We start from the raw sequence: 26,054 nt of genomic DNA, 5'->3' as shown, positions 1-26,054 counted from the left end.
GCGCCCCCTCGGGCCCACTGACGGATGTCGGTCCCGCCCTATACGCTGATGACCTGATCAAGCTGATGGGCGATCAAGCCGATGAGCCGATCAACAGGTGTGCGGGGCAGGGAAGTCGGGAAGGGCCGCAGCATCGAAGGCGCGGCGGCGATGGGGGCGGCAGTGGCGGACGACGTATTCGATTTCAGGCCCGGGGCCCAGGTGCCGCTGTCGGGCTCCGCGGGGCAGACGGCGGCGACGCAGGCCCTCGCCTCGGCCGCGTACCGGGACAACGAGGTCGACGAGATCCTCAAGGCCAACAGCGACTGGCACAAGTCCGAGGTGAAGAAGGGTCTTTGGGGGGACCTCTTCAAGCCCAACCTCGGCGAGGCCTTCTCCCGTGCCGTCCAGCTCCGGATGCTCGGCGGCGCCCGCAAGCCGCTCATCCAGTCCTTCGGAACGGAACCTCAGGTCGTCGTCGAACACTGTCTCGCGGCCAACCGCATCCGCCGTGAGCGCGACAGCTGGCTCACGGCCGTGATGGTGCTGTGCGGGCTGCTCTTCCTGCCGGGCCTCGTGGTGTGGCTGCTGGTGTTCCAGATCAGGAGGACGGTCGCCAAGACCGAGGACAAGCGCGCGTCCGTGCTCGCCACAGCCGTCCTGGTCGCCGTGGGCGTGCTGGCCGTGATCTTCCTTCTCCGGCTGCCGTTCGGCGGCTTCTGGGCCTGGTACACACGTGCCGCGATCGTCGCTCCCGTGGCCGGCTGGTTCTGGGCGCGGCAGATCTGCGAGCGGACCGCCAAAGACATGCGCGAGCGCTGGGACAGCCTGCTGGCCGGCGGGGGCGTCGGCGCCAAGATCCCAGAGGCGGTGCCGGGCAGCCCCGGCGAGACCGCGGCCGAGCGGCTCCGCCAGGGCCTGGCCCGGCTGACCGCCGAGCAGCAGTCCAACACCGTCTTCTACGCCGGGCCCAAGGGCATCCTGGGCTTGGGCACCCGCTGGGGCAGCTGGCAGCTCGCCGAGGAGCTCGTGCCGCGCGAGAAGGGCACGGAGATCCACCCCTTCCGCAGCTGGGACGTCATCCGGTCCATCCACGACCAGTTGCGCATGCTGGAGCGCGGCCCGCTGCACACCGGCGGCTTCCCCACCCCGTCCATACGGCACTGGATCGTCTCGCCCATCGGTGAGAACGCCGACGAGGTGGCCCGGCCGACCGGCACGGACGTCGAGGCGTTCCAGATCAAGTCGCACGAGGTCCAGCGCATCTGCAACGAGCAGCAGTTCGGCAGTGGTGACCGCCACTATCTGGGGGTGCAGTTCACGCTCTGGGACGGCCAGTTGGTGATCACCATGCTGATCACCGTGACGGTGCTGCACGAGACGTTGCGCATCGAGGTCACCGGGCATGCGCTGGGTCCTGTGCACGCCCTCTTCACCACGAAGCCGAAGGCGAAGGTGAAGGAGGTCGCCAAGCCGGTCAGGTTCTGGGAGACCTACGAGAAGAAGCTGCCCCTGGTCGAGCCCGACGAGGTGGTGCGCCTCGCGGTGCGCGCACCCTTCACCTGGTATCCGCCGATGCTCGACTTCCTGGGCGGCAAGATCAAGCTCCCCGAGCCGTTCGGCCTGCGGCACGCCTGGGCGGACAAGCCCTGGCGCCACCGCTTCATGGCCGACGACGCGCTGCGCACCGCCACACCCGTGCTGCGCGTGGTGCACGCCGCGGCGATCAAGGTGCTCTCCGAGAACGGCGTGGACACGAAGAAGTTCGACACGCGCTCGCTGCTGCTCAGCAACCTGGTCCAGGACCCCACGCCCATTGCAGCGGACCTGTACGAGACGTGATCCCGCACAGGGCTCCGCTCTCGGAGCCCTGTCCCCCGGCTACGCAGTCGGCCAGGCGTCCGCGATCATCTTGCGGGTGTCGGCCAGCAGTTGCGGCAGCACCTTGGTGTGGCCGACAACCGGCATGAAGTTCGTGTCGCCGCCCCATCGCGGGACGATGTGCTGGTGCAGGTGGGCCGCGATGCCCGCGCCCGCCACCGTGCCCTGGTTCATGCCGATGTTGAAGCCGTGCGCCCCGGAGGCGCTGCGCAGCGCCGTCATGGCCTGCTTGGTGAGCTCGGCGAGTTCCGCGGTCTCAGGGCCGGTCAGGTCCGTGTAGTCGGCCACGTGGCGGTAAGGCACGACCATCAGGTGGCCGCCGTTGTACGGGTAGAGGTTGAGCACCGCGTACACGTGCTCGCCGCGTGCGACGACGAGCCCGTCCTCGTCCGACTTGCCCGGGATCGAGCAGAAGGGGCAGCCGTCGTCCGCTCCGGGACCGGTCGGCTTGTTCTCGCCCTGGATGTACGCCATCCGGTGGGGGGTCCACAAACGCTGGAACGCGTCCTGCGTCCCCACTCCGATCTGCTGCTCCGGCTCACTCGTCATGCTGTGCAGCATATGGCTTCGCCCGTTCGGAACGTGTCGCCGGGGCGCCCCTGCCCGGCGCCCGGCCAAGCTGACCGGATGGACCACGACGGCGGCTCGTCACACACCGACAACAGGCAGGCACGCTGGGAGAGCAGGACGGAGATCCCGCTCACTGTCGCGTCACTGGTGTATCTCGCCGGCTACGCGGTGTGGGTGCTCGGCGAGTCCCTGCCCGAGAACTGGCGCGACGCCTGCTTCACCGTGGCCATGGCCTCCTGGGCACTGTTCGTCGTGGACTACGCCGTGCTGTGGCGGATCAGCGGCCAAGGTCTGCGGTTCGTGGGGAAGCACTGGCTGCACACCGTCGTGCTCCTGCTGCCGCTGCTCCGGCCGCTGCGTTTCGTACGGCTCTACGAGGCGATGCAGCGTCGGCGCCACGAACCACGGCTGGCCGTGTACGCGCGTGTGGTGGCCTACGCGAGCATGTCGGTGGTCCTGCTCGGCTTCACCGGGTCCCTCGCCGTCTACCACGTGGAACACACGGCTGAAGGGGCCAGCATCCGCACCTTCGGGGACGCCGTGTGGTGGACATGCTCCACGCTCTCGACCGTCGGATACGGCGACGTGGTGCCGGTGACACCCATGGGTCGCCTGGTCGCCGTGGGGCTGATGTCCTGCGGCGTGGCGCTGCTCGCCGCCGTGGCCGGCTCGTTCTCGTCCTGGCTCATCCAGGTGTTCACGCGGGAGGCCGAGGCACGCGCGGTCGAGGCACGAGGTTCTCAGGCGCGCGGGCACGGAGAAAGGGCCCCGGGGAAACCCCCGGGGCCCTGAACCCACGTAAGCGGGCGATGCTCAGACCTGGATCCGGCGCTCCACCGCGTCGACGATCTTGTCGAGTGCCTCGTCCCGCGGGATGCCGTTCTCCTGCGAGCCGTCGCGGTAGCGGAAGGAGACCGTCCCGGCCTGCATGTCGTCGTCACCGACGATGATCATGAACGGAACCTTCTGCTTCTGCTGGTTCCTGATCTTCTTCTGCATCCGGTCCGAGGAGGCGTCGACCTCCATGCGCAGACCCCGCTTCTTGGCCTCGGCCGCGAACTCCTGCAGGTACGGCACGTGGCTGTCGCCGACGGGGATGCCGACGGCCTGCACCGGCGCCAGCCACGCCGGGAACGCACCCGCGTAGTGCTCGAGGAGCACCGCGAAGAAGCGCTCGATCGAGCCGAACAGCGCGCGGTGGATCATGACAGGGCGCTGCTTGGAGCCGTCGGGCGCGGTGTACTCGAGGTTGAAGCGCTCCGGCAGGTTGAAGTCCAGCTGCACCGTGGACATCTGCCAGGTCCGGCCGATGGCGTCGCGCGCCTGCACGGAGATCTTCGGACCGTAGAAGGCGGCGCCACCCGGGTCGGGGACCAGCGGCAGGCCCTGCTTCTCCGCGACCTGGCGCAGGGTCTCGGTCGCCTCCTCCCAGACCTCGTCAGAGCCGACGAACTTCTCCGGGTCCTTGGTGGACAGCTCCAGGTAGAAGTCGGTCAGACCGTAGTCGCGCAGCAGGTTCAGGACGAAGGTGAGCGTCTTGTCGAGCTCGTCCGCCATCTGCTCCTTGGTGCTGTAGATGTGCGCGTCGTCCTGGGTGAAGCCGCGCGAGCGGGTCAGGCCGTGCACCACGCCCGACTTCTCGTACCGGTACACGGTGCCGAACTCGAAGAGGCGCAGGGGAAGTTCACGGTAGGAACGCCCGCGCGCATCGAAGATCAGGTTGTGCATCGGGCAGTTCATGGGCTTGAGGTAGTAGTCCACGCCCTCGTCGAGCTGCATGGGCGGGTACATGCCGTCGGCGTACCAGTCCAGGTGGCCCGAGGTCTCGAACAGCTTGCCCTTGGTGGCGTGCGGCGAGTAGACGAACTCGTAGCCCTCCTCCTCGTGCCGCTTGCGCGAGTAGTCCTCCATGACCCGGCGGATGATGCCGCCCTTGGGGTGGAAGACGGCGAGACCGGGGCCGACCTCCTCCGGGAAGGAGAAGAGGTCCAGCTCGCTGCCCAGCTTGCGGTGGTCGCGCTTCTCGGCCTCGGCGAGGAAGTCGAGGTGCGCCTTCAGCTCGTCCTTGGACGGCCAGGCGGTGCCGTAGATGCGCTGCAGCATGGGGTTCTTCTCGCTGCCGCGCCAGTACGCCGCCGCGTTCCGCATCAGCTTGAACGCCGGGATGTTCCGGGTGGTGGGCAGGTGCGGACCCCGGCAGAGGTCCTTCCAGCACAGGTCACCGGTCTTGGCGTCCAGGTTGTCGTAGATGGTCAGCTCGCCCGCGCCGACCTCGACGTTCGCGCCGTCGTCCGAGGACGCGGAGCCCTTGAGGCCGATGAGCTCCAGCTTGTACGGCTCGTCGGCGAGCTCCTCGCGTGCGGCCTCGTCGGTGACGACGCGGCGCGCGAAGCGCTGCCCGCGCTTCTGGATCTCCTGCATCTTCTTCTCGATGGCCTTGAGATCCTCGGGGGTGAACGGCCGCTCGACGTCGAAGTCGTAGTAGAAGCCGTCCCTGACCGGCGGGCCGATGCCCAGCTTGGCCTCGGGGAACAGCTCCTGCACGGCCTGCGCCATGACGTGCGCGGTCGAGTGGCGCAGGATGTTCAGGCCGTCCTCGGAGGAGATCTCGACGGGCTCGGCCTTCTCGCCGTCCTTGATCTCGTACGCGAGGTCCTTGAGCTGGCCGTCCACGCGGGCCGCGACGATGGTGCGCTCACCGGCGAAGAGGTCGGCGGCCGTAGTGCCCGTCGTCACCACGCGCTCTTCCCGCTCGGAATCGCGATGGATGATCACACGGACGTCTGACACCGGTCTCTCCTGCCTGAAGGTGATTGCGCACGCCACCGATAAGCGACGCACTAACGGATCGTACCGAGTCGCCGGGCCCGCTCGCGAAACGGTTTGCCCGACCGCGGTCATCGGGCCACCCCGTGCGGTGCTCCCGAGGTGCCGTACGCGCAGGTGGGGGTCGTACACGCAGGTGGGCGTCAGTCGTCTGCGCCGCACGCCTCCTCGAGGAAGTCGAGGTTCTCCTGCAGGGACTTCATCAGCCGGTCCCGCTCCGCGTCGTCCACCTGCACCGGAGCCACCCCGGACGCCCCGGTCAGCCGACGGAAGCCGCCGCGGCTCTCCAGCCTCCCGTGCACCCGGATCGGCAGCCCGACGAGGTGCGCGTGGCCGGCTATCCGGTACGCCTCCTCGTCCAGTGTGAGCCGGACATGCGGCACCTCCGCGCCGGCGATGACACGCAGCCGCACCGTGCCGTCGCCGCGCGGCCCGGACCTGCGCATACGCACCACGGTGCCGGTCAGACGCACCGGAACCGACGGCTCCACGCGCATGTAGCGTGCGCTCGCCTCGCGCAGGACGGACAGATCGCCGGGCGAGAACTCGACCGCGTCCGGGGACGTCGCGCAGCCCTCGGGGGCCCCGGCGGCGGGCGCCCACTCGACGGCGATGCGCGCCCCCTGCGAGCCGCGGACCAGGGCGATCAGCGCCTCGGTCAGCTCATGGCTGACGCCCGCCCCGACAGCTCCGTCGAAGGCGTCCATGCCGCCGGTGGCCCGCCGGTAGTCGATGGCCTCGCGGGCCGCGTAGAGCGCCTGGTGCAGCCGTACGGCGAGGGGGCGCCCCGGCGTGACGTGCACGAACGCGGTGAGCTGGCGCCCACCCGGTGCCGGTCCCACCAGGACGCTCTCGAGGGACTTGGCTGCCGGACGCCGGTGGCGGGCGCCGTAGTACCCGGCGCGGCCGCGCACCGCCAGGGCCGCGGAGAGAAGCATCTGCCGCGCGGCGGTCCGCAGCTGTTCCTCCGCCGTCCAGGCCGCGGCGCCCGCGGGTCCGGTCGGCACGTCCCGCCACCAGCGGATCTCGTCGCTGGGCACGGCGAGCCCGACCAGCACCTCACGGGCGGCGGGCGCCCCGCTGCGGCTCAGCGCCATCAGGGCCTCGCCGATCAGGTCGTCGCTGTCGGGGAAGGCACGGTTCTCCGGCACGAGCAGGCTCGTACGGCTGCTGCCCGGGCCGGGCGGGGTCCAGCGTCCGTACCGGCCTGCGGCGCCGCCACGGCGCTGCCAGCCGTGCCGGTGGAGCAGCGCGCTGAGCACAGCGGGGTCGACCTGGTCGGGCTCGGGCGGCTGCGCCCCGAGCGCCGCGGCGTCGGCGGGGTGCTGCCGCGGGGCGCCGACGGGGCGCAGGGGCTCGTCGATCGGGCGGTGCGTCACGGTTTCCCTCCCGTCCCGACCCTCGTCATGATCTCGCAGAGCGCCCGGTCGTCGAAGATGCGCGAGGTCGGTATCCGCACGGTGGTCCTGCGACGGCCGGTGATGGGGTGCCCGGCGAGGTTGATCCAGTAGCAGCAGTGCCGCAGATCGAGCCGGTCGTGGCCGGCGCGCAGCCAGTCGTCCTGGGACCTGGGCACGATCATCACGACGAGGATCTTGTGCACCGAGACCGGGGTGCGGGCGAGCTTCGCGAGGTGGGCGTTGTCGAGCGTGAACGAGAACGCGGGCCCCGGCGGGTTCGGCGCGATCTGGTACGTGGCCTTCAGCTGCACCTTGATGGTGATTTCGTCGTCGACCGTGTGCCCGGGGGCGCTGTGGCTGACGTGCCAGTCGATCCCGTTGTCCGGAAAGGGCTGGGACAGCGAGCAGCCGGCGGCGGCCGCGACGGCATGCAGATAGCCCACCTGCAGTGTCTCCATACAGGCGGTGGTGGCGAGCGAGCCGCGCGGCGGAGCCATCCGCTCGGGCAGCAGCCCGCCCCTTTCGGGCTGCGCGAGCGCCATCTCCAACAAGCCTTCCGCTGTGGTGAATCCCCGTTGAATCCCCGTTCGGGCCACTGAAGTTCCCTGACCCGTATCTGTGTTGTCTCCCCCCTGCGTACGCCGCAAACGGCCGGGTATCACCTGGTCGGGGCAGGGGACGCACGTCAACTGCCGACGGGTGAACGAGGAGTTGTGTGCGTATGACGTGCTGGTACGAGGGACCCCTGGTTGCCTTCGACACCGAGACCACCGGCGTGGACGTCGAGACCGACCGGATCGTGTCCGCTGCCGTCGTCGTGCAGGACGCCGCGGGCCTCCGCGCGCGTGTGACCCGCTGGCTGGTGAACCCGGGGGTGCCGGTCCCCGAAGCGGCCACGGCGGTACACGGCCTGACGGAGGATCATCTGCAGCGCAACGGCCGCTGGCCGGCCCCCGTGATGGAGGAGCTGGCCAGGGCGCTCGCGGAGCACGTGGCCGCGGGCCGCCCGCTCGTGGTGATGAACGCGCCGTTCGATCTGACCCTGCTGGACCGGGAGTTGAGGCGGCATCGCGCCTCCTCGCTCTCCCACTACCTGGAGAGCTCCCCGCTGTGCGTGCTCGACCCGCGGGTCCTCGACAAGCACCTGGACCGCTACCGCAAGGGCCGGCGCACGCTCACGGATCTGTGCGAGCACTACGGCGTGGTGCTGGACGGCGCCCATGACGCGGCGGCCGACGCGCTGGCCGCCCTGGATGTCGTACGAGCGATAGGCAGGCGGTTCGCCGCCCGCCTCGAGCGGCTCTCGCCGGCGGAGCTGCACACGCTGCAGGCGGTGTGGCATGCGGCACAGGCGCGTGGGCTGCAGGCCTGGTTCGCCCGGAGCGGTTCCCAGGAGGCGGTGGACCCGGCGTGGCCGCTGCGGCCGGAGTATCCGGCGGCGGCCTGAGCGCAACAGGCGCCCAGGCGCAACAGAAAACCGGTCCGCCTGCTGGCGGACCGGTCTCTCCGGGTGGGCGATACTGGGTTCGAACCAGTGACCTCTTCGGTGTGAACGAAGCGCTCTCCCACTGAGCTAATCGCCCGGGAACGCACTGAACCATACAGGTCTCGGGGGGTTCGCTTCAAACCGCATTCAGCAGAGCGGTCAGTCCGCGGCGGCCGCCGCGCATCATCAGCGCGTGGTTGACACGGAACAGGCCACGTGCAGGCACCGCGAGGCGCCGCATGACCGGCTTGCACACCTCGACCTCCTGGTCGTAGCACGCGCGCGTGCCCGTGCCGCCGGGGGCCGGTCCGAGTGTCCAGCGGGCCCAGCCCTCCAGATCACCGGTCATCCCGATCTCCAGCACCCCTGCCGCCGGGTCCCGCCGCCGCTCATGGGCGGTGACGACGAGGTCGTACGGCAGGACGGAGCGGAAGCGGGCCACGCCGACCCGGTCGCCGAGGGGCGTCACCTCCCGCACCTGGGGCCACCAGCGCGGATACTCCTGGGCCCGTTCCAGCACGGCGTACACCTCGGCCGGCGGAGCCGGCAGGTTCCAGACGCTGCGGAAGCGGTAACGACACCAGTCCACGTACCGAGTCTGCCCAGCTGGAGCCTTCCTGTACGCGGGCTGAGTACGTTCTGAGTACGCACACTCATGCCGTACGACGTGACGGGGACCACACTCCGAGGCATGACGTCCATCCCGCCTCCGGCAGACGAGCTGCGGCTCCTCGACGCCGAGCTGCGGCAACTCGACTCCCGCCGAGGCCAGTTGCTGGCCCGGCGCGCCTGGCTGGTCGCCGCGCTGCAAGCGCAGCCGCAGCCGGTCCGGCCGACACCTGTCGTGCCCCGCCCCGAGACCACCGCGCCGCGTGTCCAGAACCTGCTCCTCGTGCTCGGCGGCGTCCTGCTCACCGTCGCCGCGACGGCCTTCACGCTGGTCAGCTGGGGACACCTGGGGATCGCCGGGCGGGCCCTGGTGCTCGGCTCGGTCACGCTGGCCGTGCTCGCCGTGCCGGTGCCGCTCCTGAAGCGCGGGCTGCGCTCGACGGCCGAGTCGGTGGCGGGGCTCGGACTCGCGCTGACGGTGCTCGACGTCTACGCGTTGCACGAGACCGCGTTCACGGGCGCGGACGGCACGGGGTACGCGGCGGTCGCGTCGGCGGTGCTGGCAGCGGTGTGGGCGGCGTACGGCCGGGGGCTCGGCCTGCTGCCCGGCCTGGCCTCGCGCGCCTCGGACGACCCTGGGCGGGAGGAGGTGCAGCGCCTCCCGCTCCGTCTGCCTCTGCCCGCCGCTCTGGCCGCTGCCCAGCTCCCGCTGGTCCTCTGGGCGATGGCGGTCGCCGCGGGTCCGTACGGGATCACGGCCGCGCTGCTGGTGACGGCCGGGTTCGACACGATTGCGGCGCTCCGGAGCTCCGCCGGGTCCGTGCGTGTCGTCGCCGCCGTCGGCGCGTACGGCATGGGCGGCCTCGGCGTACTGGCGGCCGGCTGGCTCTCCTGGGACGCTGCCGGCGCGAGCGACGCCGCCCGTGCGTCCGCGGTCCTCGCCCTCGCGGCGGCGATCGCGCTGGGCGCCGCGTGGCAACTGCCGAAACCGGCTCACGCCATGGGTACCGCACTCGCCGGCGGACTTCTCCTGGTCGCGGCGGTCGGCGGGATCCTGCGCGCGGCCCTGCCCGGCGACTGGGCGGTCATCGGATATCTGGCGGGTGGTGTCGCCCTGTTGGCGGCGGTACGCGGGCGGCTTCCCGACCCGGTGCGCCGGGGCCTCGCGTGGGCCTCCGGCACGGTCCAGGTGCTGTCGCTGCTCTGGGCCCTGCCGCTCGTCGTGGTGGCGCTGCTGGGCCCGGTCGGCTGGGCGGTGCGGCCCTGGACCGGCGCGCCGCCGGATGCCCGCGCCGCGGTGACGGCCGACGTTCCGTGGCCGTCGCACGCGGCGGCGGCCGCCGTCGTACTGGCCGTCCTCGCCGGGGTGCTGGCGGCGGTCGTCCGGAATGCGACCTGGCGTCCGCGAGCGCTGACCGGGGTGCTGCTGCTGACCTGGGCGACCGCGCTCGTCCTCCCGGCGGTCCTCGGAGTTCCCTACGTCGTCGGCTTGTCGGCCCAGGGCGTCACGACGGTGGCCGCTCTCGCGGCAGCGGCGCATGCCCGCCTGTCGCCGCCCGCACAGACGACGACCCTCGTCCTCTCGCTGGTCACCTCCCTCTCCCTCGCCTTCCTGTCCCTCGCCTCGGAGGGCGCGACGCTGGTGGTGCTCACCGCCCTGACCGTGCTGTTCGCGGCGGCCTCGCGGTTCGCCCGCCTGGCTCCCGTCACGGCCCCGGCCGCGCTCGCATACGCCGCCGCGCTGGCCTGCGCGAGCGGCGCCTCCGCAGGCTGGCGGCCGGAGCCCACGGCCCTGCTCGTCCTGGTGGTGCCCGTGGCCGCGGCCCTGCTCGCACCGCGGCTCGGCGGCTCCCTGGCGACCGTGCCGGTCGAGGTGACGGGAGCCGCCGCGGGACTGCTCGCCGTCGCACTGGCCGTCGCCGACGCGCCGATGCTCGCCCTGGTGCTCGCCCTGTGCGGCGTGATCGCCGCAGGCACCGCGGTCCGGCCCGACCGCCGCTCCGCCGGCTACGCGGCGGCCGCCCTGTTCATCCTGGCCACCTGGGTGCGGCTGGCCTCCTGGGACGTGGACACCCCGGAGGCGTACACGCTGCCGGTGACCGTCCCCGCGCTGTTCATCGGCGCCCTGCGCAGGCGCCGCGACCCGGAGGCCTCGTCATGGACGGCATACGGCCCCGGACTCGCCGCCACGCTCGTGCCGAGCCTCGTCGCCGCCTGGAGCGATCCGCACTGGCTGCGTCCGCTGCTGCTCGGCGCGGCGGCGCTGCTGGTCACCCTGCTGGGCGCCCGGCACCGCCTCCAGGCGCCGCTCCTCATCGGTGGCGCCGTGCTCACCCTGGACGCACTGCACGAACTCACCCCGTATCTCGTCCAGATAGCCGGTGCACTCCCCCGCTGGGTACCTCCCGCACTCGCCGGGCTCCTGCTGCTCGCCGTCGGTGCGACGTACGAGCAGCGGATCCGGGACGCCCGGCGGGTGCGGGAGGTGCTGGACAGGATGGACTGAGCGGTGCCGGGGAACGCACCCGCACTTCCCCGGCACCGCTCAGCCCTCGGCTACGGCATCTTGTCGCCGAGGAGCGCCAGGTTCTCGATGGCGGCGAGGCCGTACAGCGCCGTGTCGTTGGTGTAGACCCAGTTGGCCTCGCTGCCGGGCACCAGGGTGACCGGCCCGCTCACCTTCTCCGTCGTCCACGCGGCCGACTCCTTGTAGCCGTCGGAGTTGTAGAACTTGTCCCACGCGCGCTTGGCGAGCTTCTCGTCGCCGGTCTGGACGGCCGCGTAGGCGTCCAGGCGCGAGTGGCCCTGGAAGAGCAGCAGGGACCCGAAGTTGGAGCCGTAGCGGGCCGCCTGTTCGGCCTTGGTGGCGTTGAAGTAGCGGCAGTAGTCGAAATAGGCCTCGTTGAACGCGGGCATGTCGACCAGGTCGATCAGTTCGGCGCACAGCTCGTTCAGGCCGAAGACCGCCGACAGGTGGGAGACGCTGACGACGGGCGTCTCGGCGATCGCGAACTTGCCGGTGTCCAGGTCGTACAGGCCGCTGCCCTGGACGAAGCCGTTGGGCTGGGCGGCGATGGTCTCCATGGTGGAGAGCACGCGCGCCTTGGCCTTCTCCCACTTGGGGCCCTTGCGCTCCCACTCGGTGAGCCAGGCGGACACCAGACCGCTCCAGTCGGTGCCGAAGCCGATGGACAGCGCGTGCCGGTCGGGCGTGTACGGCTCGGTGCGGATCTTCCGGATCGGGTCGAGGACGAGGAACGTCTCATCGGAGTCGACGTTGGCGTGCATGAGGTCGCCGACCCGCTCGTCGCCCGTGAGGAAGTAGTAGTAGCGGCGGTACGTGGTGTTGGCGATGCGCTGCTGCTTGGCGCTGTCCGCGTAGTGCTGCACGCCATGGCGGGTGCCGAGGCCGGCCCACTCCCCCAGGTGGTACACGTCGACCTCGCCGGTGTGCCGGGTCATGGCCTCCGCGAAGCGGAAGATGTCGGCACGGCCGGAGCGGAGATAGGCCATCCAGAGCCAGATGTCCGGCGAGAGCTCGGAGTTGTCCCAGGCGTAGCCGCCGACGTCGTAGCGCCACTGGTGGCGGGCCGGGTCGTACGAGTGCATGACGTCGCCGTAGTCCCAGAAGCCGTACCACCGGCGCATGTCCACCTGGTCCTTGTAGTACGTGAACAGGAAGTCCAGGTGGTCCTCGATCTTCGCCTTGGCGGCCGTCGAGCGGTCGGGCTCGGAGAAGAGTCCGCCGAAGACCTTGGCCTTGATGAGCGTCTTGGGGGACGCGGCGAGCTGCGGCAGGGTGCGGACGGCGTCGACCTGCTGGGCGAGCGTCTCGGGGCTGGGTGTGGCGTCGTTGGCCCAGAAGAGGAGTTCGCTGGTGCGGGCGATGCCGTAGGGGGTGCCGAAGCCGGGCTCGTAGTCCTCGTAGGTGATGTTGAGGCCTTCGAGCTGCTCGGCGTAGGTGTCCTGGCCGAGGCCGTCGTGGTAGAAGCGCAGGTCCATGGGCTGCGCCTCGGGCGACCAGAGCCAGAGCGTGACCTCGGCCTCGTCGGTGTGGGCGTCCCGGATGTCGAGCTGGGCGGGGAACTTCTCCCAGAAGTCCCGGATGCCGAAGGACAGTCCGCCGCTCGCACCGCCGACGTATCCGAAGCCGCTGGCCCTGCGGCCGCCGCCCGCTGCGATCCAGCCGTGGCCGGCCTTGGTGCGCTTGCGCAGCGTGAAGCCGTCGGCGGAGAGCTGCGAGAGGGTGTAGTCGCCCCAGGTCGGGATGAGGGGGAGGCGGGTGGTGACCCGCTGGTCCCAGGTGGCGGGGTCCGGGAGCTTCTTGCCCTCGAACTGCGCGGCCTGCACGGCCGCGCCCGGGTCGCGGCGCAGTCCGGTGATGCCCTTGACGGCCTCGCGGAGCAGTCCGGTGCCGTCGCCGCCGATACGGATGTGCCGGTCGTACGCCTCGTCGCGCATCGGAACCGTGAAGCGGACGCCGAGTCCGCGGATGAAGTCTCCGCTGGCCTTTCCGGGCTCCTGGGTGCCGTCGAAGGTGATGGTGTGCACCATGCGGAACGATTCGGCGCCCGCGAAGAAGTAGAGCCGGATGGAGAACGGCAGCCAGGCGCGGTCGCCGTGGCGGTGCTTGCCGTCGATGCGGACGACGGCACGGACCGGCCCGTCCTGCTCGACCTCCACCTCGGAGATGGCGCTGTCGAACCGCTCGTACTTCTGCTGGCCCTGGTCGCCGTCCTCGAGCTCGCCCTGACGCAGCAGGACGAGGCGTCCGTTCCTGGCGATCTCGGTGGAGCCGCGGGTGACGGACTTGACGAGGGTGGAGCCGCTCTTGCCGATCTTGGCGGTGATGACACCGGTCGATATGTCGATGGTGCCGCCGCTCTTGTCGACCGTGATCTTCTTGTCGGGCGCGGCGGGCGTGCCGGCGGTGAGCGTGAACTTGTCGGCGGTCGTCTGGGGACCGATGGCGTGCGCGGTCCACTTCAGCGAGCCGTCGGGCCAGTACGCGAGGGGCCAGCTCTGGACGGGCACCTCCTTGCCGTCCTCGGTCGCCAGCGCGAAGGTCTGGTCCTCGTCGTAGGCGCCCTTGGGCCAGGGCACGCCGACGGTGGAGCCGGGGGCGGCACCGAGGCCCCCGTCCTCGAGCCAGTTCAGCGTCACCGGATCCGGCTCCGCGGCCGCGGCCGTGGCGTCGGCTCTCGTCGCGGCGGAAGCGTCCTGCGTGCCCAGCGCCCAGCTGAACTGGGCGGCGGCACCGGCGACGGCGGCCGCCTTGAGGAGGGACCTGCGGGGGATGGGAGACATGGCCTTTCCTTTCCGTTCGACGTGCGGGTAGGTCGGGAGGGAGGTCAGGGGCATGACAGACAGCGGCGCGGCGCCCGGGGCGCCGGCCTGCGGGACATCACCGGTGGCTCGTCAGCAGCGAGGCACCGGCCGGGTGGTCAGCGGCGCCGGAACCGCGTCTCTACGGCGACCGCGGCCGCGGCGACGGCCCCCAGGACGGGGACCGCCAGCGGCGGCGTGACCCAGGCGGACACGGCCACCACGACCAGTCCGCCGACGAGCAGGAAGGATCCGGCAGGATCCAGTACGGTGCGGCGCCCGGCGGTCGCGAGGAGGGCCCGCCAGGACGCTCCGGGCTCCCAGACGGCAGCGGCGCGCAGGCCCGCGACGGCCAGCCCGATCAGGGCGAAGATCCCGACGGCGGCCACCAGGCGGCCGCCGGGCAGCCCCGCGCGTACGGCCTGGACGTCCACCCAGACGACGGCCACCGCGGCCCATCCGGCGAGGCCGGCGAGCCAGCCGCCGCGCAGTGCGCGCCGGAAATCGGTCGCGAACTCCCGCCAGCCGCCGCCCTCGTGGGCGATCCGCCGGCGCAGGTGCCGCGACCCCGCGGCGAACGCGGCCGGGTAGGTGACCAGCGGCAGCGCGGCCACCACGATCCACACCCCGGTGAGCAGGCATTCGGCGAACAGGCCGAACCGCTCGGCGAGCACGGACTCGCCGGGAGCCTTCCGGGCCTTCCTGGCCTGCCGTGCCCTCGTCCGGGCCGCCGCATCTGTACGGAACGCCATGGCGTCTCAGCCCTTCAGTCCGGAGGTCGCCATGCCGTCGATCAGGTAGCGCTGGAAGGCGAGGAAGAAGGCGAGCACCGGAATGAGCGCCGCCATCGCCATGGCGATCATGCCGCCGTAGTCGGAGATGCCCTGCTGGTCGCGGAACATCATGAGGGCGAGCGAGACCGTGGCCCGGTCCGGGTTGTTGAGGTAGATCAGCGGCCCCAGGAAGTCGTTCCAGGCGTTGATGAAGGTGAAGATCGCCGTGGTGATGATCGCGGGCCGGGTCAGCGGCAGCACGACCGACCAGTAGATCCGCAGATGGCCGCAGCCGTCGAGGCGGGCCGCCTCGTCCAGCTCACGCGGCAGACCGCGCATGAACTGCACCATCAGGAAGACGAAGAAGGCTTCCGTGGCGAGGAACTTCCCGGCCAGCAGCGGCACGTAGGTGTCGGTGAGCTGGAGCTTCTGGAACATCACGTACTGCGGGATGAGCAGTACGTGGTACGGGAGCAGCAGCGTCCCGATCATCAGCGTGAAGAGCAGGTTCCGCCCCTTGAAGCGGATCTTCGCGAAGGCGTACGCGGTGAGCGAGCTGGAGACGACCACGCCGACCACGGCGAGCCCCGCGTACATCAGCGAGTTGAAGAAGAAGGTGGAGATGGAAATGCCGGCGATGCCGTCCGCGAGCCCGGAGAAATTGGACAGCTTCGGAGAGGTGGGGAACAGGTCCAGCGAGCCGATGATGTCCTCGCCGGGCTTGAACGAGGCCCCGACCACCCACAGCACGGGGTAGAGGACGACGGCCAGGACCGCGACAGCGGAGACGTGCCAGACGACGGAGCCGGTCCTGCGGCGTGAACCCGTCGTACGGACGGTGGCGTTGGCGGTGCTCACTTGGCGCCCTCCTCGTAGTGCACCCACTTCTTCTGCGACCAGAACAGCACCGCGGTGACCAGCGCGACCGCGAGCAGCAGCATCCAGGCCATCGCGGACGCGAAGCCCATCTGCGTCTCCTTGAACGCCTTCTGGTACAGGTAGCAGGTGTAGACGAGGGTGCCGTCCGCCGGGCCGCAGGAGGTGTCGGAGACGACGTACGCGGAGCCGAAGATCTGGAACGAGTGGATGGTCTCCAGCAGGACGTTGAAGAACAGCACCGGGGAGATCATCGGGAGCGTGATGCTCCAGAACCTGCGCAGCGGTCCCGCGCCGTCCACCTCGGCCGCCTCGTACAGCTCGCGCGGGACCTGCTTGAGACCGGCCAGGAAGATGACCATGGGGGCGCCGAACTGCCAGACGGTGAGCGCCACCAGGGCGTAGAGCACGAGGTCCGGGTCGCCGATCCAGCCGCCCAGGTTCCAGCCGAACGACTTCAGACCGCGGTCCACGATCGCGTTGTCGGAGAACAGCGCCCGCCACACGAAGCCGACCGACACGCTCGCCCCGATCAGTGACGGCATGTAGAACGCCGCCCGGTACAGGGCCTGGCCGCGCCGGCTCTGCGCCAGCAGCAGCGCCACGCCGAGCGCGAGGAGCAGCTTCAGCGGGGTGCCGATCACCACGTACTTCAGGGTGACCTCGACCGACTTGCGCCAGCGGGGGTCGTCGAACATCGCGGTGAAGTTGTCGAAGCCGACCCACTGGGGCGAGGTGAAGAGGTTGTAGTTCGTGAAGGCGTAGTAGAACGACGCCACCATCGGACCGGCCGTCAGCAGCAGGAATCCGGCCAGCCACGGCGACATGAACAGATAACCGGCGAGGCTCTCCCGCCGGCCCCGCCGCCTGGCTGCGGCGGGGCCGTCGGAGCGCTCGCTCCGGGCCAGGACGGGCGTGTCCTTGACGAGCGTCATGGTGCTTTAGTCCCCTCAGGCCGCGAAGGCGGCCTTCGCCTCGTTGAAGAACTGCTTCACGGCGGCGTTCACCTTGGTCTTGCCCTGGCCGATGTCGCCCGCGATACGCAGGAAGGCGGCCTCGGCGACGTCGGCGCCGGACGGGTGCGGGGTGATCTTGCCCAGTACGCCCTCCTTCTTGCACTCCTCCTCGAACGCGGCGATCGCCTTGTTCTGGTCGTCGGACGGCGTGAAGGCCTTGTACTGCTCTTCGGTGGGCAGGATGCCCCGGTCGTACCCCATGATCTTGCCGACCTCGGGGTCGTGGACCATGAAGTTCAGGAACTGGGCGGCTTCCTTGGGGTGCTTGGTCTTGTTGGAGATCGACAGCATCAGGGAGCCGAGGTACTGGCCCGTCGCCTTGCCGTCCATGGTCGGGATCGGCGCGAGGCCGATGTTGGGGTGGCCCTCGCCGGCGTAGCGGACGGAGAAGTTGTCCCATGTGAACTCGGACGCCGCGAGCCCGGCCGACAGCGCGGACTTGGGCGAGACCTGGGCGACCTTCTTCGGGTCGCAGATCACGCCCGACTTGATGCGCTTGTAGCCGTCCTCCCACCAGGGGATGAGGTCGTCTTCGGTGAAACCGAGGCCGGTGTCGCTGAAGAAGGCCTTGCCGTTCTGACGCAGATACAGGTCGTAGAGGTACATGATCCCGAAGTAGCCGGTGTCTCCGGCTATCTTCTGGGTGTCCTTGATGTGCTGGAGCGCGTCGAAGTACTCGTCCCAGGTCCAGCCGAACTCCGGCTTGATTCCGGCCTTCTCGAAGACCTTGTTGTCGATGACGAGCGACATGGTGTTCGAACCGACCGGGACGGCGAGCTGCTTGCCGTCCACCTGGCCGTTGGCCTCCACGCCGTTGCGGAAGCCGTCCAGGCTGATGTTCCCGGCCTTGATCTGGGAGTTGAGGTCCATCAGCACGCCGCGCTTGTCGTACTTGCGCAGGAAGCCGATTGCATTCTGGAAAACGTCCGGCGGATTGCCGCCCGCGGCCTGCGTCTGGAACTTCTCCCAGAACGCGGCGTAGTCGGTGAATTCCGGCTGGATCTTGATCTTCGGGTACTTCTTCTCGAACAGGGCGATGCACTTCTTGATCGCCACCGCTCGCGGCTCCCCGCCCCACCAGGCGTGGCGGAGCGTGACGGTCCCACCGCCGCCTGAGCCGCTCTCCCCTCCGCAGCCGGCTGCCATCAGCCCCACAGTGGCCAGCGAAGCACCCCCCGCCTTGAGGAGCTTCCGCCTCCCAATAGACTCGTCGGCACGCACAGTTGGGCCTCCCCGCCACATCATGACTTGTCGTGAATCGTTTCAAGCAAGCGCTTGCTGGCACAAGGTACGGAGAGGCTGAGATCCCGTCAACGATTCGGACAGGATTCGCTCGAAGCGTTTCAATAACGGCCGCACAACGCAACACCGCAACGGGTGCGGCCCCCTTGGGCGGGGCGCGCCTTGGATGCGGCGCCGTTGCGGGGTGATGGACCGTGTAGGGGCACGGACGTGCAGGGATCGGCCGGAATCTCCGGGCCGCCGGCAGCGGGCCGATGGGGGCGTGCGGGGCCGCAGGCCGCAGGCCGTTGTGGTCGTGTGCCGCGCAGGTCCGTGGGCACAACGCGCCTACGCCGTCAGGCCGAGCCGGACGCCGTGGGCTCGTGGACACCGTCGTAGGTCGCCCCTGGACATGACTGCGGCCCGGAGGCTCATAGCCTCCGGGCCGCAGATCCGGGGTGGGCGATACTGGGTTCGAACCAGTGACCTCTTCGGTGTGAACGAAGCGCTCTCCCACTGAGCTAATCGCCCGGGCGCACAGAGAACATTACCGCATGTCAGGGCGTGCCTCCGACCAGGCCGCGGGATGCGGTGGGGCGGCCTGGAGTCGGTCGGGGACCTGGGCGTGGAGCGGTTGGGGGGCCGGGGCGCGGAGCCGTCGGGGCGGCGTCGAGGAGTCGAGGACCGGAGGCGCCAGCGTCGGGGCGGGCCTGAGATCGGTGGCGGGCACGAGGCGGGCACGAAGGACAACTGCGGGCCCGCGGGAGCGCCAGAAGCAAGCTGCGAGCGGGACGCGGGACGCCGCCGTACGGGCAGGCCACGGGCCGAGGCCGGAGACGAGCGCCAGGCCAGCCCCAGGACCCGAACCAGGCCCCCGGGCACATGGAACGCCTTACGGGAGCAGGCGGCGGGCCGAGGACCGGAGCAAGCGCCGAGGCGGCCTCAGGGTCGGAGGCGGACCGCAGGCCGGACACGGGACACCGTACGAAGGCGGGCTGCAGGCGGGACGCAGGGCGTCCAACCGAAGCAGGCCGCCGGGGGGTGTACACCCCGGACACCCCGGAGGGCGAGAGGCGGGCAGAGGGCGCCCTGAGGCGCCTCCGGCCCGAGCCGGCGCGAGGTCCGCCTGGGCGCGGACCCACGAGCCGCAGTCAGCCGACTACCGGGGCACGCAGCACCCAGGGGCCGGCGGCCGGGGCTTACCGTCGCGCGGGCAGCGGCAGGCCGCGGGCGTGGGCCCTTCCACGAGGTCGCACGCCCACCCGCCCCGCCGGAGAAGCGGGGCCGGCCGCGCTCGACGCAGGCCGGCCGCCCCCACCCCGGAGGGAGCACACGCAGGCCGCCCCGGACGCGGAGAAACCCCCGCCGCGAGGTCAACGCGCGTCGGTCACTGCGCGATGTTCCACGGCATCTCGAGGCCGAACTTCCACAGGTAGATGCCGACCAGCACGGCGACGATCAGCAGACCGACGCAGGTGAGGATGAGATTGCGCCGCCGGACCGTCGGGTCGAGCGCACGCTGTGCCGCCTCGGTGACCTTGCGCTTCGTCCAGCGCAGCACCAGCTGGGCCCAGACGAACTCGGTCGCCCAGATCGCCATGCCACCGAAGATCACCAGCCAGCCCGGGCCCGGCAGCGGCAGCATCACCACGCCCGCGACGACCACCCCGAGCCCCACGACGAAGACGCCGACCTGCCAGCTCAGATGCAGTGCCCGGCGTGCCTTGATGAATTCCGGCGCCCGCGAGCCCAGCTCCGGCTCGCGGTGCTCCGCCCCCGCGTCGGCTACCACGGCAACCTCCCCCGGTTCGTCACTCCCCGTATTCATACGGCCAAACCCTACCGGACAGGAGAGGCCGATCACCGGAATGGCTCTAGCCGACGAACTGATACTCGGCCGGACGAGCTACCTAAAGACACGCAAAACAGTCAGAGGGGTTTACAACGGCACCGTAGGTGGCATGTCGATTTCGCCGACGTGCGAATCCCCGAGCGCACACTGAGCGAAAGGCCCTGGCGCTTATGAACACCACGGTCAGCTGCGAGCTGCACCTGCGCCTCGTTGTGTCGAGCGAGTCCTCACTGCCTGTTCCCGCAGGACTGCGGTATGACACGGCCGATCCGTATGCCGTGCACGCCACCTTCCACACCGGAGCCGAGGAGACCGTCGAGTGGGTGTTCGCCCGCGACCTCCTCGCCGAGGGCCTGCACAGGCCCACCGGCACCGGCGACGTCCGTGTCTGGCCGTCACGCAGCCACGGTCAGGGCGTCGTCTGCATCGCCCTGAGCTCGCCGGAGGGCGAGGCCCTGCTCGAGGCCCCGGCGCGGGCACTGGAGTCCTTCCTGAAGCGAACGGACGCCGCGGTTCCGCCCGGTACGGAGCATCGCCATTTCGATCTCGACACAGAGCTCTCACACATCCTGGCGGAGAGTTAGCGAGGCCAGGCTTCAGAGCAGCCCGGCGCCGTCCACTCGGGGAGACGGCTCGGGCCACGACAACCGCATAGGGCAGGCGCCGGCGCCGCCACCGCGGGGTTCCGCGGGGCGGCGCCGACGCGTACACGGGCGGCCTCGCGTCGGGCGGCGACAACGTCGGGGCAACGCGCCGCCCCTCGTCACGGGCTCGCTCGTCGTCCGATGGGTACGCACCGCGGCGGCCTCGGTGCGCCGCGGCCGCCATGGTGCGCCCGGGGCGGCTTCGGCCTCCCAGGCCGACGGTCCGTGACGGGGAGCCGCTAGCATCGGCCTGCATCGGCGGGCTCTGCCCGATCCCCAGGCCAGGGAGCGACTCGTGCTGATCACCCACGACACCCGGTGTTCCCTCGATACCGTGGTCGATCTGGTGAACACCGCACCGGAGAACGACGAGGCCGACGGGCTCGCGGACGTCGGCGCCCTTGCGGCTTTCGTGCGGGGGCACGAAGTGAGCGACGTCGGCGTGCTGACCGATCATGACCTGGCCGCCGTACGGGGCATACGGGCCCGCTTCGCCGCGATCTTCGCCGCCGACGACGCCCGTACCGCCGTCGGCTTGATCAACGAGTTGGTGGCCGCGGCCGGCACGACGCCTCGGCTCACCGATCACGACGGCTACGACTGGCATGTGCACTACTTCGCGCCCGGCGCCTCCCTGGCCGACCATCTGGCGGCCGACTGCGGCATGGCCCTCGCGTTCTTCGTCGTGGCCGGCGAGCAGGACCGGCTGCGCCGATGCGAGGCGCCCGACTGCCGGCACGCCTTCGTGGACCTGTCGCGGAACCGCTCACGCCGCTACTGCGACAGCCGCACCTGCGGCAACCGGCTGCACGTCGCGGCGTACCGGGCACGCCGCAAGGAAGCCGCACGCTGAGACACCCCCTGCACGAAGGACCGCCTCGAGGGCCCCATGGCCTGACCCCCAAGGACCGCCTCGAAGGCCCAAGGCCCGTCCCCCAAGGACCCGTCGCGAAGGCCCTCTGCTCAGGGACCGCGTCCGCGACACCCTGACCAGCAGCAACACCCTGACCAGGACGGCCCGGCACCGTGATCACCGTTCACAGCAGGAACAGATCATGCACCGATGCCATGAGCAGCAGAATGCCGATCACCGCCAAGAAGATCATCAGGGGCGGCTGGGAGAGCGCGAAGAGGCACCCGCGAGGCTCCTCGGCCGGAGTTTGAGGGGCGGCATCGCCCTGTGATGTGTCCAGCATGTCGGGGCGATCATGGCGCAGCAGGTCCCTGCCGCGCTGTCAACACGCCCAAATGACGCGGCAGTTCGCCGAAGTCCTTGACTTCGGGGAGGGCGGTGGGGCAGGCGGCGGCCGCCTTTCGAGTCGATGTCAGATGCCGTGCTTTTTCAGGATGGCCTCGATGTCGCTGAAATCGTCCGTGGCGCCGCCACCGGACTGCGTCCCGGGCCGGGCGGCGGGGCGCGCGGCCGGTCCGAGAGAGGGGGCCGAAGCAGCCGGAGCCACCGCTGCTCCCCGGGCGGCGTTCTTCGCCGCCTTGCGCTCCTTGCGGGTTCCGCCGCTGCGCCGCTCGACCGCGCGGGTCGTCATGAACAGCAGCCAGGCACAGCCGAGCACCCCGAAGCCCGCCCAGGCCACCGGGCTGAACGCGGTGTGCACCACCCACTGGACGGCACCGGTCATGACCAGACCGAGCGGAATCAGCGAGTAGGCAGCGATACGGGCCGCCGCCAGGAAGCGCTTGCGGTACGCGGTGATCGCGGCAAAGCCCAGGCCGGCCGCGGAGACGGCAGAACAGACAGTCTCGGCAATCATCCGGTCCTCCAGGCATGGCAGGCAGTCGGGCTGGGACGATTCGTCCCCTCCATCCTGCACCGCTCCGGGCGCCCGGGCCACGGTGCGCCGGGACCTCAGGGACATCTCCGGGTACGGCATCCTTCCCAGGTGCCAGAGCAGGCCCCGGTCGGGCCCGCGGCAAGGCCCCGGAGACGGCCGTGGGGCGATTCAAGGCCCTTCAAAGGTCCGTCCCACGGCTCCCACGGCCCGGCTCAAGGCGCGAGACCACCCGCCCCGAGCCGGACGAGGCGACTCCGATTGGGGTCGCCTCCACGCGGCTGCAAGACTGGGCCCATGAACGACTCCACCCCCGCCGGCACCACTGCACGCCCTGTTCTGGACGTCTGGTGCGAGCTTCAGTGCCCCGACTGTCGCAGCGCACTCGACGACCTCCGCGCGCTGCGCGCCCGCTACGGCGACCGTCTGGAACTGCGGCTGCGGCACTTCCCGCTCGAGAAGCACAAGCACGCGTTCGCCGGCGCCCAGGCGGCCGAGGAGGCCGCGGTGCAGGGCCAGGGCTGGGCCTACGTGGAGGCCGTGCTCGGCCGGGTCGAGGAGCTGGACCGCAAGGGCGAGCCCTTCCTGGTGGAGGTGGCCCGTGAACTGGGCCTGGACGCCGAGGAGTTCGACACCGCCCTGGTCGACGGCCGGCACATCCTGATCGTCGACGCCGACCAGGCGGAGGGCAAGGCGATCGGCGTGACGGGCACGCCCACGTACGTCATCGGCGACGAGCGCCTGGACGGCGGCAAGAGCCAGGAAGGCCTGCGCGAGCGCATCGAGGAGATCGCCGACCGGCTGCTGGACGAGCGGGAGGCGTAGCCGTCCCGCCGGTCCCTCCCCGCACGGCGTCGCGCCCCGCGGCGCCTACAACAGCTCCTTGTACGCGGCGTACAACGTCGGCACGTACCCCAGCGACTCGTAGAGCCGCTCGGCGGGGGTGTTGCCCGCGAAGACGTTGAGACCGATGCGGGGCTTTCCGGCGGTGATGGCCTGGGCCTCAGCCAGCAGCATCAGGGAGCGACCGTGGCCCCGGCCGCGGTACCGCTCGTCGGCCACCACGTCGAACACGAACGCATCCTCGTCGCGCATCGCCACCCACAGGGTGCCGACCGCGGCGCCCTGGTGTTCGAGGACGCTCAGGACCACGTCCGGGGTGGCCGGACCGTCCGGCAGCAGGGCCGCATGGTCCCTCTCGGACTTGGCCCAGGCCTCGGCTTCGCTGACGCCCCGCTGGATCCAGCTCTGCGCGTACTCCGCCTTGCCGTGCTCCAGCCACGGACCGTACTCGGCGTCCGTCATGGGCCGGCCCACGCTGCCCTCGGGCAGTCCGGGCGGGGTGGTGCCGAGCGGTTTCTCCATGCCGCGGTTGCGCTGGACGTAGCCGAGCGTGGTGACCAGCCGGAGCGCCGCCTCGGCATCGGCGGGCACCGAGATCTCCATGCGCCTGCAGCCCCAGCCGCGCACCACCTCCTCGGCCGCGAGCGCGGCGACGGTTCCCCGGCCCCGCCGGCGGTCCCGTTCGTCGATGTGCAGCTCGCAGATCTGTGCCACAGCGGGTCCGTAGACAGGGTGCGTGCCGAGCTGAAGCGCGCCCACGGGGCGACTGTTCACGCACACTTGGTAGCGACGCGAACGCGCACCGTCGGCGTCGTGCTGGAGCGGCTCGATCGGCCGCAGGGTCGTCGTCATCGTGGCTGTTCTACCCGTATGCGGGCCCCGGTTCATCCGAATTCCGGCGCCCGCGGCAGGAGCTGGACCACCACTGGGAGCCCCACGACCGGGAGAACCCTAAGGGTCGAGGTCGTCCGCGGCCCGCTCGTCGAAGACCCGCATCGCCTTCGCGGTCACCGGGCCCGGTCCGCCCGCCAGTTCCCGGCCGTCGACGCGGTGGACGGCCTGCACGTCGCGCAGGCTGGAGGTCAGGAAGACTTCGTCCGCGCGGTCCAGGACGTCGAGCGGGAGATCGGTCTCGTGGGCGCCCGTCCAGTCGATCGTCAGCGCGCGCGTGATGCCCGCCAGGCATCCGGAGGCGACGGGAGGCGTGTGGATCTCGCCGTCCAGGACGACGAACACGTTCGATCCCGTGCCCTCGCACAGCTGTCCCACCGTGTTGCCGAACAGCGCCTCGGACGCGCCCTGTTGGTGGGCGCGGGACAGGGCCACGACGTTCTCGGCGTACGAGGTGGTCTTCAGCCCGGTGAGGGCGCCGCGCTCGTTGCGAGTCCAGGGGACGGTGATCACGGCCGTCGCATCCGGGCGCCGGGCCGCATCGCCGAGGGCCACGACCAGGGTCGGGCCGTGGTCGCCGCGGTCCGAGCCGAGCGGCGACAGGCCACCGGTGTACGTGATGCGCAGCCGGCCCAGCGGCACGGGGTTGGCCTCGAGGACGGCGGCGCACGCCCTGCGTACCTCGTCCAGATCCGGGTCGGGCAGGCCCAGGCCGCGCGCCGAGCGGGTGAGCCGGTCGAGGTGGCGGGTCAGAGCGAAGGGCTTCCCGTCGACCGACTTCACCGTCTCGAAGATGCCGTCGCCCACCGTCAGACCGTGATCGAACACGGAGACGCGGGCGGCATCGAGGTCCTGCAGCCCTCCGTCGAGCCAGATCTTCACTTGGGGGTTCCTCCTGCTCGCCTCGTACATCCGTACGTCCCACATGCCCGGACTACTGCTCCCCGGGGTACTCCCCCGACGCTACCGCGAGCAGCCGCGACGCCTTCAGCTCGGTCTCCCGCCACTCGCGCTCGGGATCCGAGCCCCAGGTGATGCCCGCGCCGGTACCGAAGCGGAGGACCCCCTCGGAGCGGTCGATCCAGAAGGTCCGGATGCCCACGGCGAGCTCACCGGTGCGCCGGTCGGCGTCGACCCAGCCGATTCCCCCGCAGTACGGACCGCGCGGGGCCGTCTCCAGCGCCTCGATGATCCGCAACGCGCTGGACTTGGGCGCGCCCGTGACGGAACCGGGCGGGAAGGTCGCGGCCAGCAGTTCCGGCCAGCCCGCGCCCTCGCGCAGCTCCCCCCGGACGGTCGAGACGAGATGGACCAGACCCGGGTGCTTCTCGACCACGCAGAGCTCCGGGACGCTGACGGAACCGGTCTCGCAGACACGCCCGAGATCGTTCCGGACGAGATCCACGATCATCACGTTCTCGGCATGGTCCTTCTCGAGCAGATCCGCCTCCGTGCGGCCGGTGCCCTTGATCGGCCCCGACTCCACGACACGGCCACTGCGGCGCAGAAAGAGCTCGGGCGACGCGCTCGCTATCTCCACCCCGTGTCCGGGCAGCCGGATCGTTCCGGCATATGGAGCGGGGTTGCCGCGCGCGAGCAGTGCGGTGAGCGCGTCCACGTCGGCGTCCGGCGCGACGGGAGCGGACAGGACACGGCAGAGATTGGCCTGGTACACCTCACCTGCGGCGATGTGCTCGCGGATGCGCCGTACGCCCGCCGTGTACGCGTCATGGTCGAGCGACGACGTCCAGTCTCCGGTCGCCGGCCCGTGCCATGCCCCCGGCACCGGTGCGGGGACGGGCTCCCGCCGGACGTCCCCGAAGCGGGCGCAGACCAGCTGTCCCTCGAAGTCGGCGGCCACGGCCCAGAAACCGGTGGACTCCAGCGCCGCGGGGTCGCCGGTGACATCGAGGAGATCGCGGGCGACGAGACCTCCGAAGCGAGCCGTCGGGGCCATCGAGGCCATCGGCGATGAGGACGAAGGGGGGCTGTGCACGGCTGAGAGTCTAGGTCGGGCGCCCTTGAGCGGTATGCGCCCGGACCCCTTGACTCACGCCTGGTGAGCGCTCTGCAAC

At 70.7% G+C, this 26,054-nt stretch carries 23 protein-coding genes and 2 tRNA genes; 7 read left to right on the top strand and 18 right to left on the bottom strand.

Going from position 1 to position 26,054, the window contains the following annotated elements:
* The first annotated feature begins 150 nt into the window (after window positions 1-150).
* A complete protein-coding gene (locus tag ACWD4J_RS07245; RefSeq protein ID WP_451394373.1) occupies window positions 151-1,821 on the top strand; it encodes a hypothetical protein in 1,671 nt (556 codons plus the stop codon).
* Between the two features lie 39 nt (window positions 1,822-1,860).
* Here the strand turns inward: ACWD4J_RS07245 and ACWD4J_RS07240 are convergent, their stop codons facing one another.
* Entirely contained in the window at window positions 1,861-2,421 is a 561-nt protein-coding gene (locus ACWD4J_RS07240; RefSeq protein ID WP_451394300.1) for an HIT family protein, read from the bottom strand.
* A 66-nt stretch (window positions 2,422-2,487) separates the two neighbouring features.
* Here ACWD4J_RS07240 and ACWD4J_RS07235 point away from each other — a divergent pair, with 66 nt between their 5' ends.
* Window positions 2,488-3,222, top strand: a complete 735-nt coding sequence (locus tag ACWD4J_RS07235; RefSeq protein ID WP_451394299.1) for a potassium channel family protein — start codon at window positions 2,488-2,490, stop codon at window positions 3,220-3,222.
* Window positions 3,223-3,243: 21 nt separating this feature from the next.
* Here the strand turns inward: ACWD4J_RS07235 and thrS are convergent, their stop codons facing one another.
* From thrS to ACWD4J_RS07220, 3 genes are all read right to left on the bottom strand, one after another.
* Window positions 3,244-5,220 (bottom strand): threonine--tRNA ligase, encoded by a 1,977-nt coding sequence (thrS, locus tag ACWD4J_RS07230; protein WP_451394298.1) that lies wholly within the window; start codon window positions 5,218-5,220, stop codon window positions 3,244-3,246.
* Window positions 5,221-5,399: 179 nt separating this feature from the next.
* Window positions 5,400-6,635, bottom strand: coding sequence for a hypothetical protein (locus ACWD4J_RS07225; RefSeq protein WP_451394297.1), 1,236 nt, complete (start codon window positions 6,633-6,635; stop codon window positions 5,400-5,402).
* Window positions 6,632-7,198: a DUF4365 domain-containing protein gene (locus ACWD4J_RS07220; protein ID WP_451394296.1), complete on the bottom strand. Its 567-nt coding sequence runs from the start codon at window positions 7,196-7,198 to the stop codon at window positions 6,632-6,634. The genes ACWD4J_RS07225 and ACWD4J_RS07220 overlap by 4 nt, the downstream gene beginning before the upstream one ends.
* Window positions 7,199-7,377: 179 nt before the next feature.
* Between ACWD4J_RS07220 and ACWD4J_RS07215 the strand changes: the two genes are divergently transcribed.
* Window positions 7,378-8,103 carry an exonuclease domain-containing protein gene (locus ACWD4J_RS07215; RefSeq protein WP_451394295.1) on the top strand — a complete coding sequence of 242 codons (726 nt, stop codon included), beginning with the start codon at window positions 7,378-7,380 and terminating at the stop codon, window positions 8,101-8,103.
* A 64-nt stretch (window positions 8,104-8,167) separates the two neighbouring features.
* Here the strand turns inward: ACWD4J_RS07215 and ACWD4J_RS07210 are convergent.
* A tRNA-Val gene (locus ACWD4J_RS07210) sits at window positions 8,168-8,239 on the bottom strand.
* 39 nt (window positions 8,240-8,278) lie between these two features.
* Window positions 8,279-8,731 (bottom strand): SRPBCC family protein, encoded by a 453-nt coding sequence (locus ACWD4J_RS07205; RefSeq protein WP_451394294.1) that lies wholly within the window; start codon window positions 8,729-8,731, stop codon window positions 8,279-8,281.
* A 102-nt stretch (window positions 8,732-8,833) separates the two neighbouring features.
* On the opposite strand from ACWD4J_RS07205, the gene ACWD4J_RS07200 reads away from it, so the two are divergent.
* The gene (locus ACWD4J_RS07200) at window positions 8,834-11,257 is read left to right on the top strand and encodes an SCO7613 C-terminal domain-containing membrane protein (protein ID WP_451394293.1); all 2,424 of its coding nucleotides are present in this window, start codon (window positions 8,834-8,836) and stop codon (window positions 11,255-11,257) included.
* Between the two features lie 50 nt (window positions 11,258-11,307).
* Here ACWD4J_RS07200 and ACWD4J_RS07195 read toward each other — a convergent pair whose 3' ends face one another.
* The 7 genes from ACWD4J_RS07195 to ACWD4J_RS07165 all read right to left on the bottom strand — a co-directional run bounded on the left by ACWD4J_RS07195 (window position 11,308) and on the right by ACWD4J_RS07165 (window position 19,790).
* The gene (locus tag ACWD4J_RS07195) at window positions 11,308-14,058 is read right to left on the bottom strand and encodes an exo-rhamnogalacturonan lyase family protein (protein ID WP_451394292.1); all 2,751 of its coding nucleotides are present in this window, start codon (window positions 14,056-14,058) and stop codon (window positions 11,308-11,310) included.
* A gap of 137 nt (window positions 14,059-14,195) precedes the next feature.
* Complete coding sequence (locus ACWD4J_RS07190; protein ID WP_451394291.1) at window positions 14,196-14,828, bottom strand: hypothetical protein; 633 nt, start codon at window positions 14,826-14,828, stop codon at window positions 14,196-14,198.
* Window positions 14,829-14,834: 6 nt separating this feature from the next.
* Window positions 14,835-15,707, bottom strand: coding sequence for a carbohydrate ABC transporter permease (locus ACWD4J_RS07185; RefSeq protein WP_451394290.1), 873 nt, complete (start codon window positions 15,705-15,707; stop codon window positions 14,835-14,837).
* On the bottom strand, window positions 15,704-16,660 hold the full coding sequence (locus tag ACWD4J_RS07180; protein ID WP_451394289.1) for a carbohydrate ABC transporter permease: 957 nt from the start codon (window positions 16,658-16,660) through the stop codon (window positions 15,704-15,706). The genes ACWD4J_RS07185 and ACWD4J_RS07180 overlap by 4 nt, the downstream gene beginning before the upstream one ends.
* Window positions 16,661-16,675: 15 nt before the next feature.
* The gene (locus ACWD4J_RS07175; RefSeq protein WP_451394372.1) at window positions 16,676-17,983 is read right to left on the bottom strand and encodes an ABC transporter substrate-binding protein; all 1,308 of its coding nucleotides are present in this window, start codon (window positions 17,981-17,983) and stop codon (window positions 16,676-16,678) included.
* 438 nt (window positions 17,984-18,421) lie between these two features.
* A tRNA-Val gene (locus ACWD4J_RS07170) sits at window positions 18,422-18,493 on the bottom strand.
* An 856-nt stretch (window positions 18,494-19,349) separates the two neighbouring features.
* Window positions 19,350-19,790 carry a TIGR02611 family protein gene (locus tag ACWD4J_RS07165; protein ID WP_451394288.1) on the bottom strand — a complete coding sequence of 147 codons (441 nt, stop codon included), beginning with the start codon at window positions 19,788-19,790 and terminating at the stop codon, window positions 19,350-19,352.
* A gap of 194 nt (window positions 19,791-19,984) precedes the next feature.
* On the opposite strand from ACWD4J_RS07165, the gene ACWD4J_RS07160 reads away from it, so the two are divergent.
* Window positions 19,985-20,398: an SsgA family sporulation/cell division regulator gene (locus ACWD4J_RS07160; protein ID WP_003959770.1), complete on the top strand. Its 414-nt coding sequence runs from the start codon at window positions 19,985-19,987 to the stop codon at window positions 20,396-20,398.
* A gap of 355 nt (window positions 20,399-20,753) precedes the next feature.
* Window positions 20,754-21,311 (top strand): CGNR zinc finger domain-containing protein, encoded by a 558-nt coding sequence (locus ACWD4J_RS07155; RefSeq protein WP_451394287.1) that lies wholly within the window; start codon window positions 20,754-20,756, stop codon window positions 21,309-21,311.
* A 184-nt stretch (window positions 21,312-21,495) separates the two neighbouring features.
* On the opposite strand, the gene ACWD4J_RS07150 is transcribed toward ACWD4J_RS07155, so the two are convergent.
* Window positions 21,496-21,654, bottom strand: coding sequence for a hypothetical protein (locus tag ACWD4J_RS07150; protein WP_451394286.1), 159 nt, complete (start codon window positions 21,652-21,654; stop codon window positions 21,496-21,498).
* Between the two features lie 129 nt (window positions 21,655-21,783).
* On the bottom strand, window positions 21,784-22,227 hold the full coding sequence (locus ACWD4J_RS07145) for a hypothetical protein (protein WP_451394285.1): 444 nt from the start codon (window positions 22,225-22,227) through the stop codon (window positions 21,784-21,786).
* A gap of 315 nt (window positions 22,228-22,542) precedes the next feature.
* On the opposite strand from ACWD4J_RS07145, the gene ACWD4J_RS07140 reads away from it, so the two are divergent.
* Window positions 22,543-23,070: a DsbA family protein gene (locus tag ACWD4J_RS07140; RefSeq protein ID WP_451394284.1), complete on the top strand. Its 528-nt coding sequence runs from the start codon at window positions 22,543-22,545 to the stop codon at window positions 23,068-23,070.
* 45 nt (window positions 23,071-23,115) lie between these two features.
* Here ACWD4J_RS07140 and ACWD4J_RS07135 read toward each other — a convergent pair whose 3' ends face one another.
* The 3 genes from ACWD4J_RS07135 to ACWD4J_RS07125 all read right to left on the bottom strand — a co-directional run bounded on the left by ACWD4J_RS07135 (window position 23,116) and on the right by ACWD4J_RS07125 (window position 25,945).
* Complete coding sequence (locus ACWD4J_RS07135; RefSeq protein WP_451394283.1) at window positions 23,116-23,940, bottom strand: GNAT family N-acetyltransferase; 825 nt, start codon at window positions 23,938-23,940, stop codon at window positions 23,116-23,118.
* A gap of 99 nt (window positions 23,941-24,039) precedes the next feature.
* A complete protein-coding gene (locus tag ACWD4J_RS07130; RefSeq protein WP_451394282.1) occupies window positions 24,040-24,861 on the bottom strand; it encodes an aminotransferase class IV in 822 nt (273 codons plus the stop codon).
* Window positions 24,862-24,913: 52 nt separating this feature from the next.
* The gene (locus ACWD4J_RS07125) at window positions 24,914-25,945 is read right to left on the bottom strand and encodes a chorismate-binding protein (RefSeq protein ID WP_451394371.1); all 1,032 of its coding nucleotides are present in this window, start codon (window positions 25,943-25,945) and stop codon (window positions 24,914-24,916) included.
* Window positions 25,946-26,054 lie beyond the last annotated feature (109 nt).

Source organism: Streptomyces sp. NPDC002577 (assembly GCF_053594815.1).
This window is presented reverse-complemented; position numbering and strand designations above follow the sequence as displayed.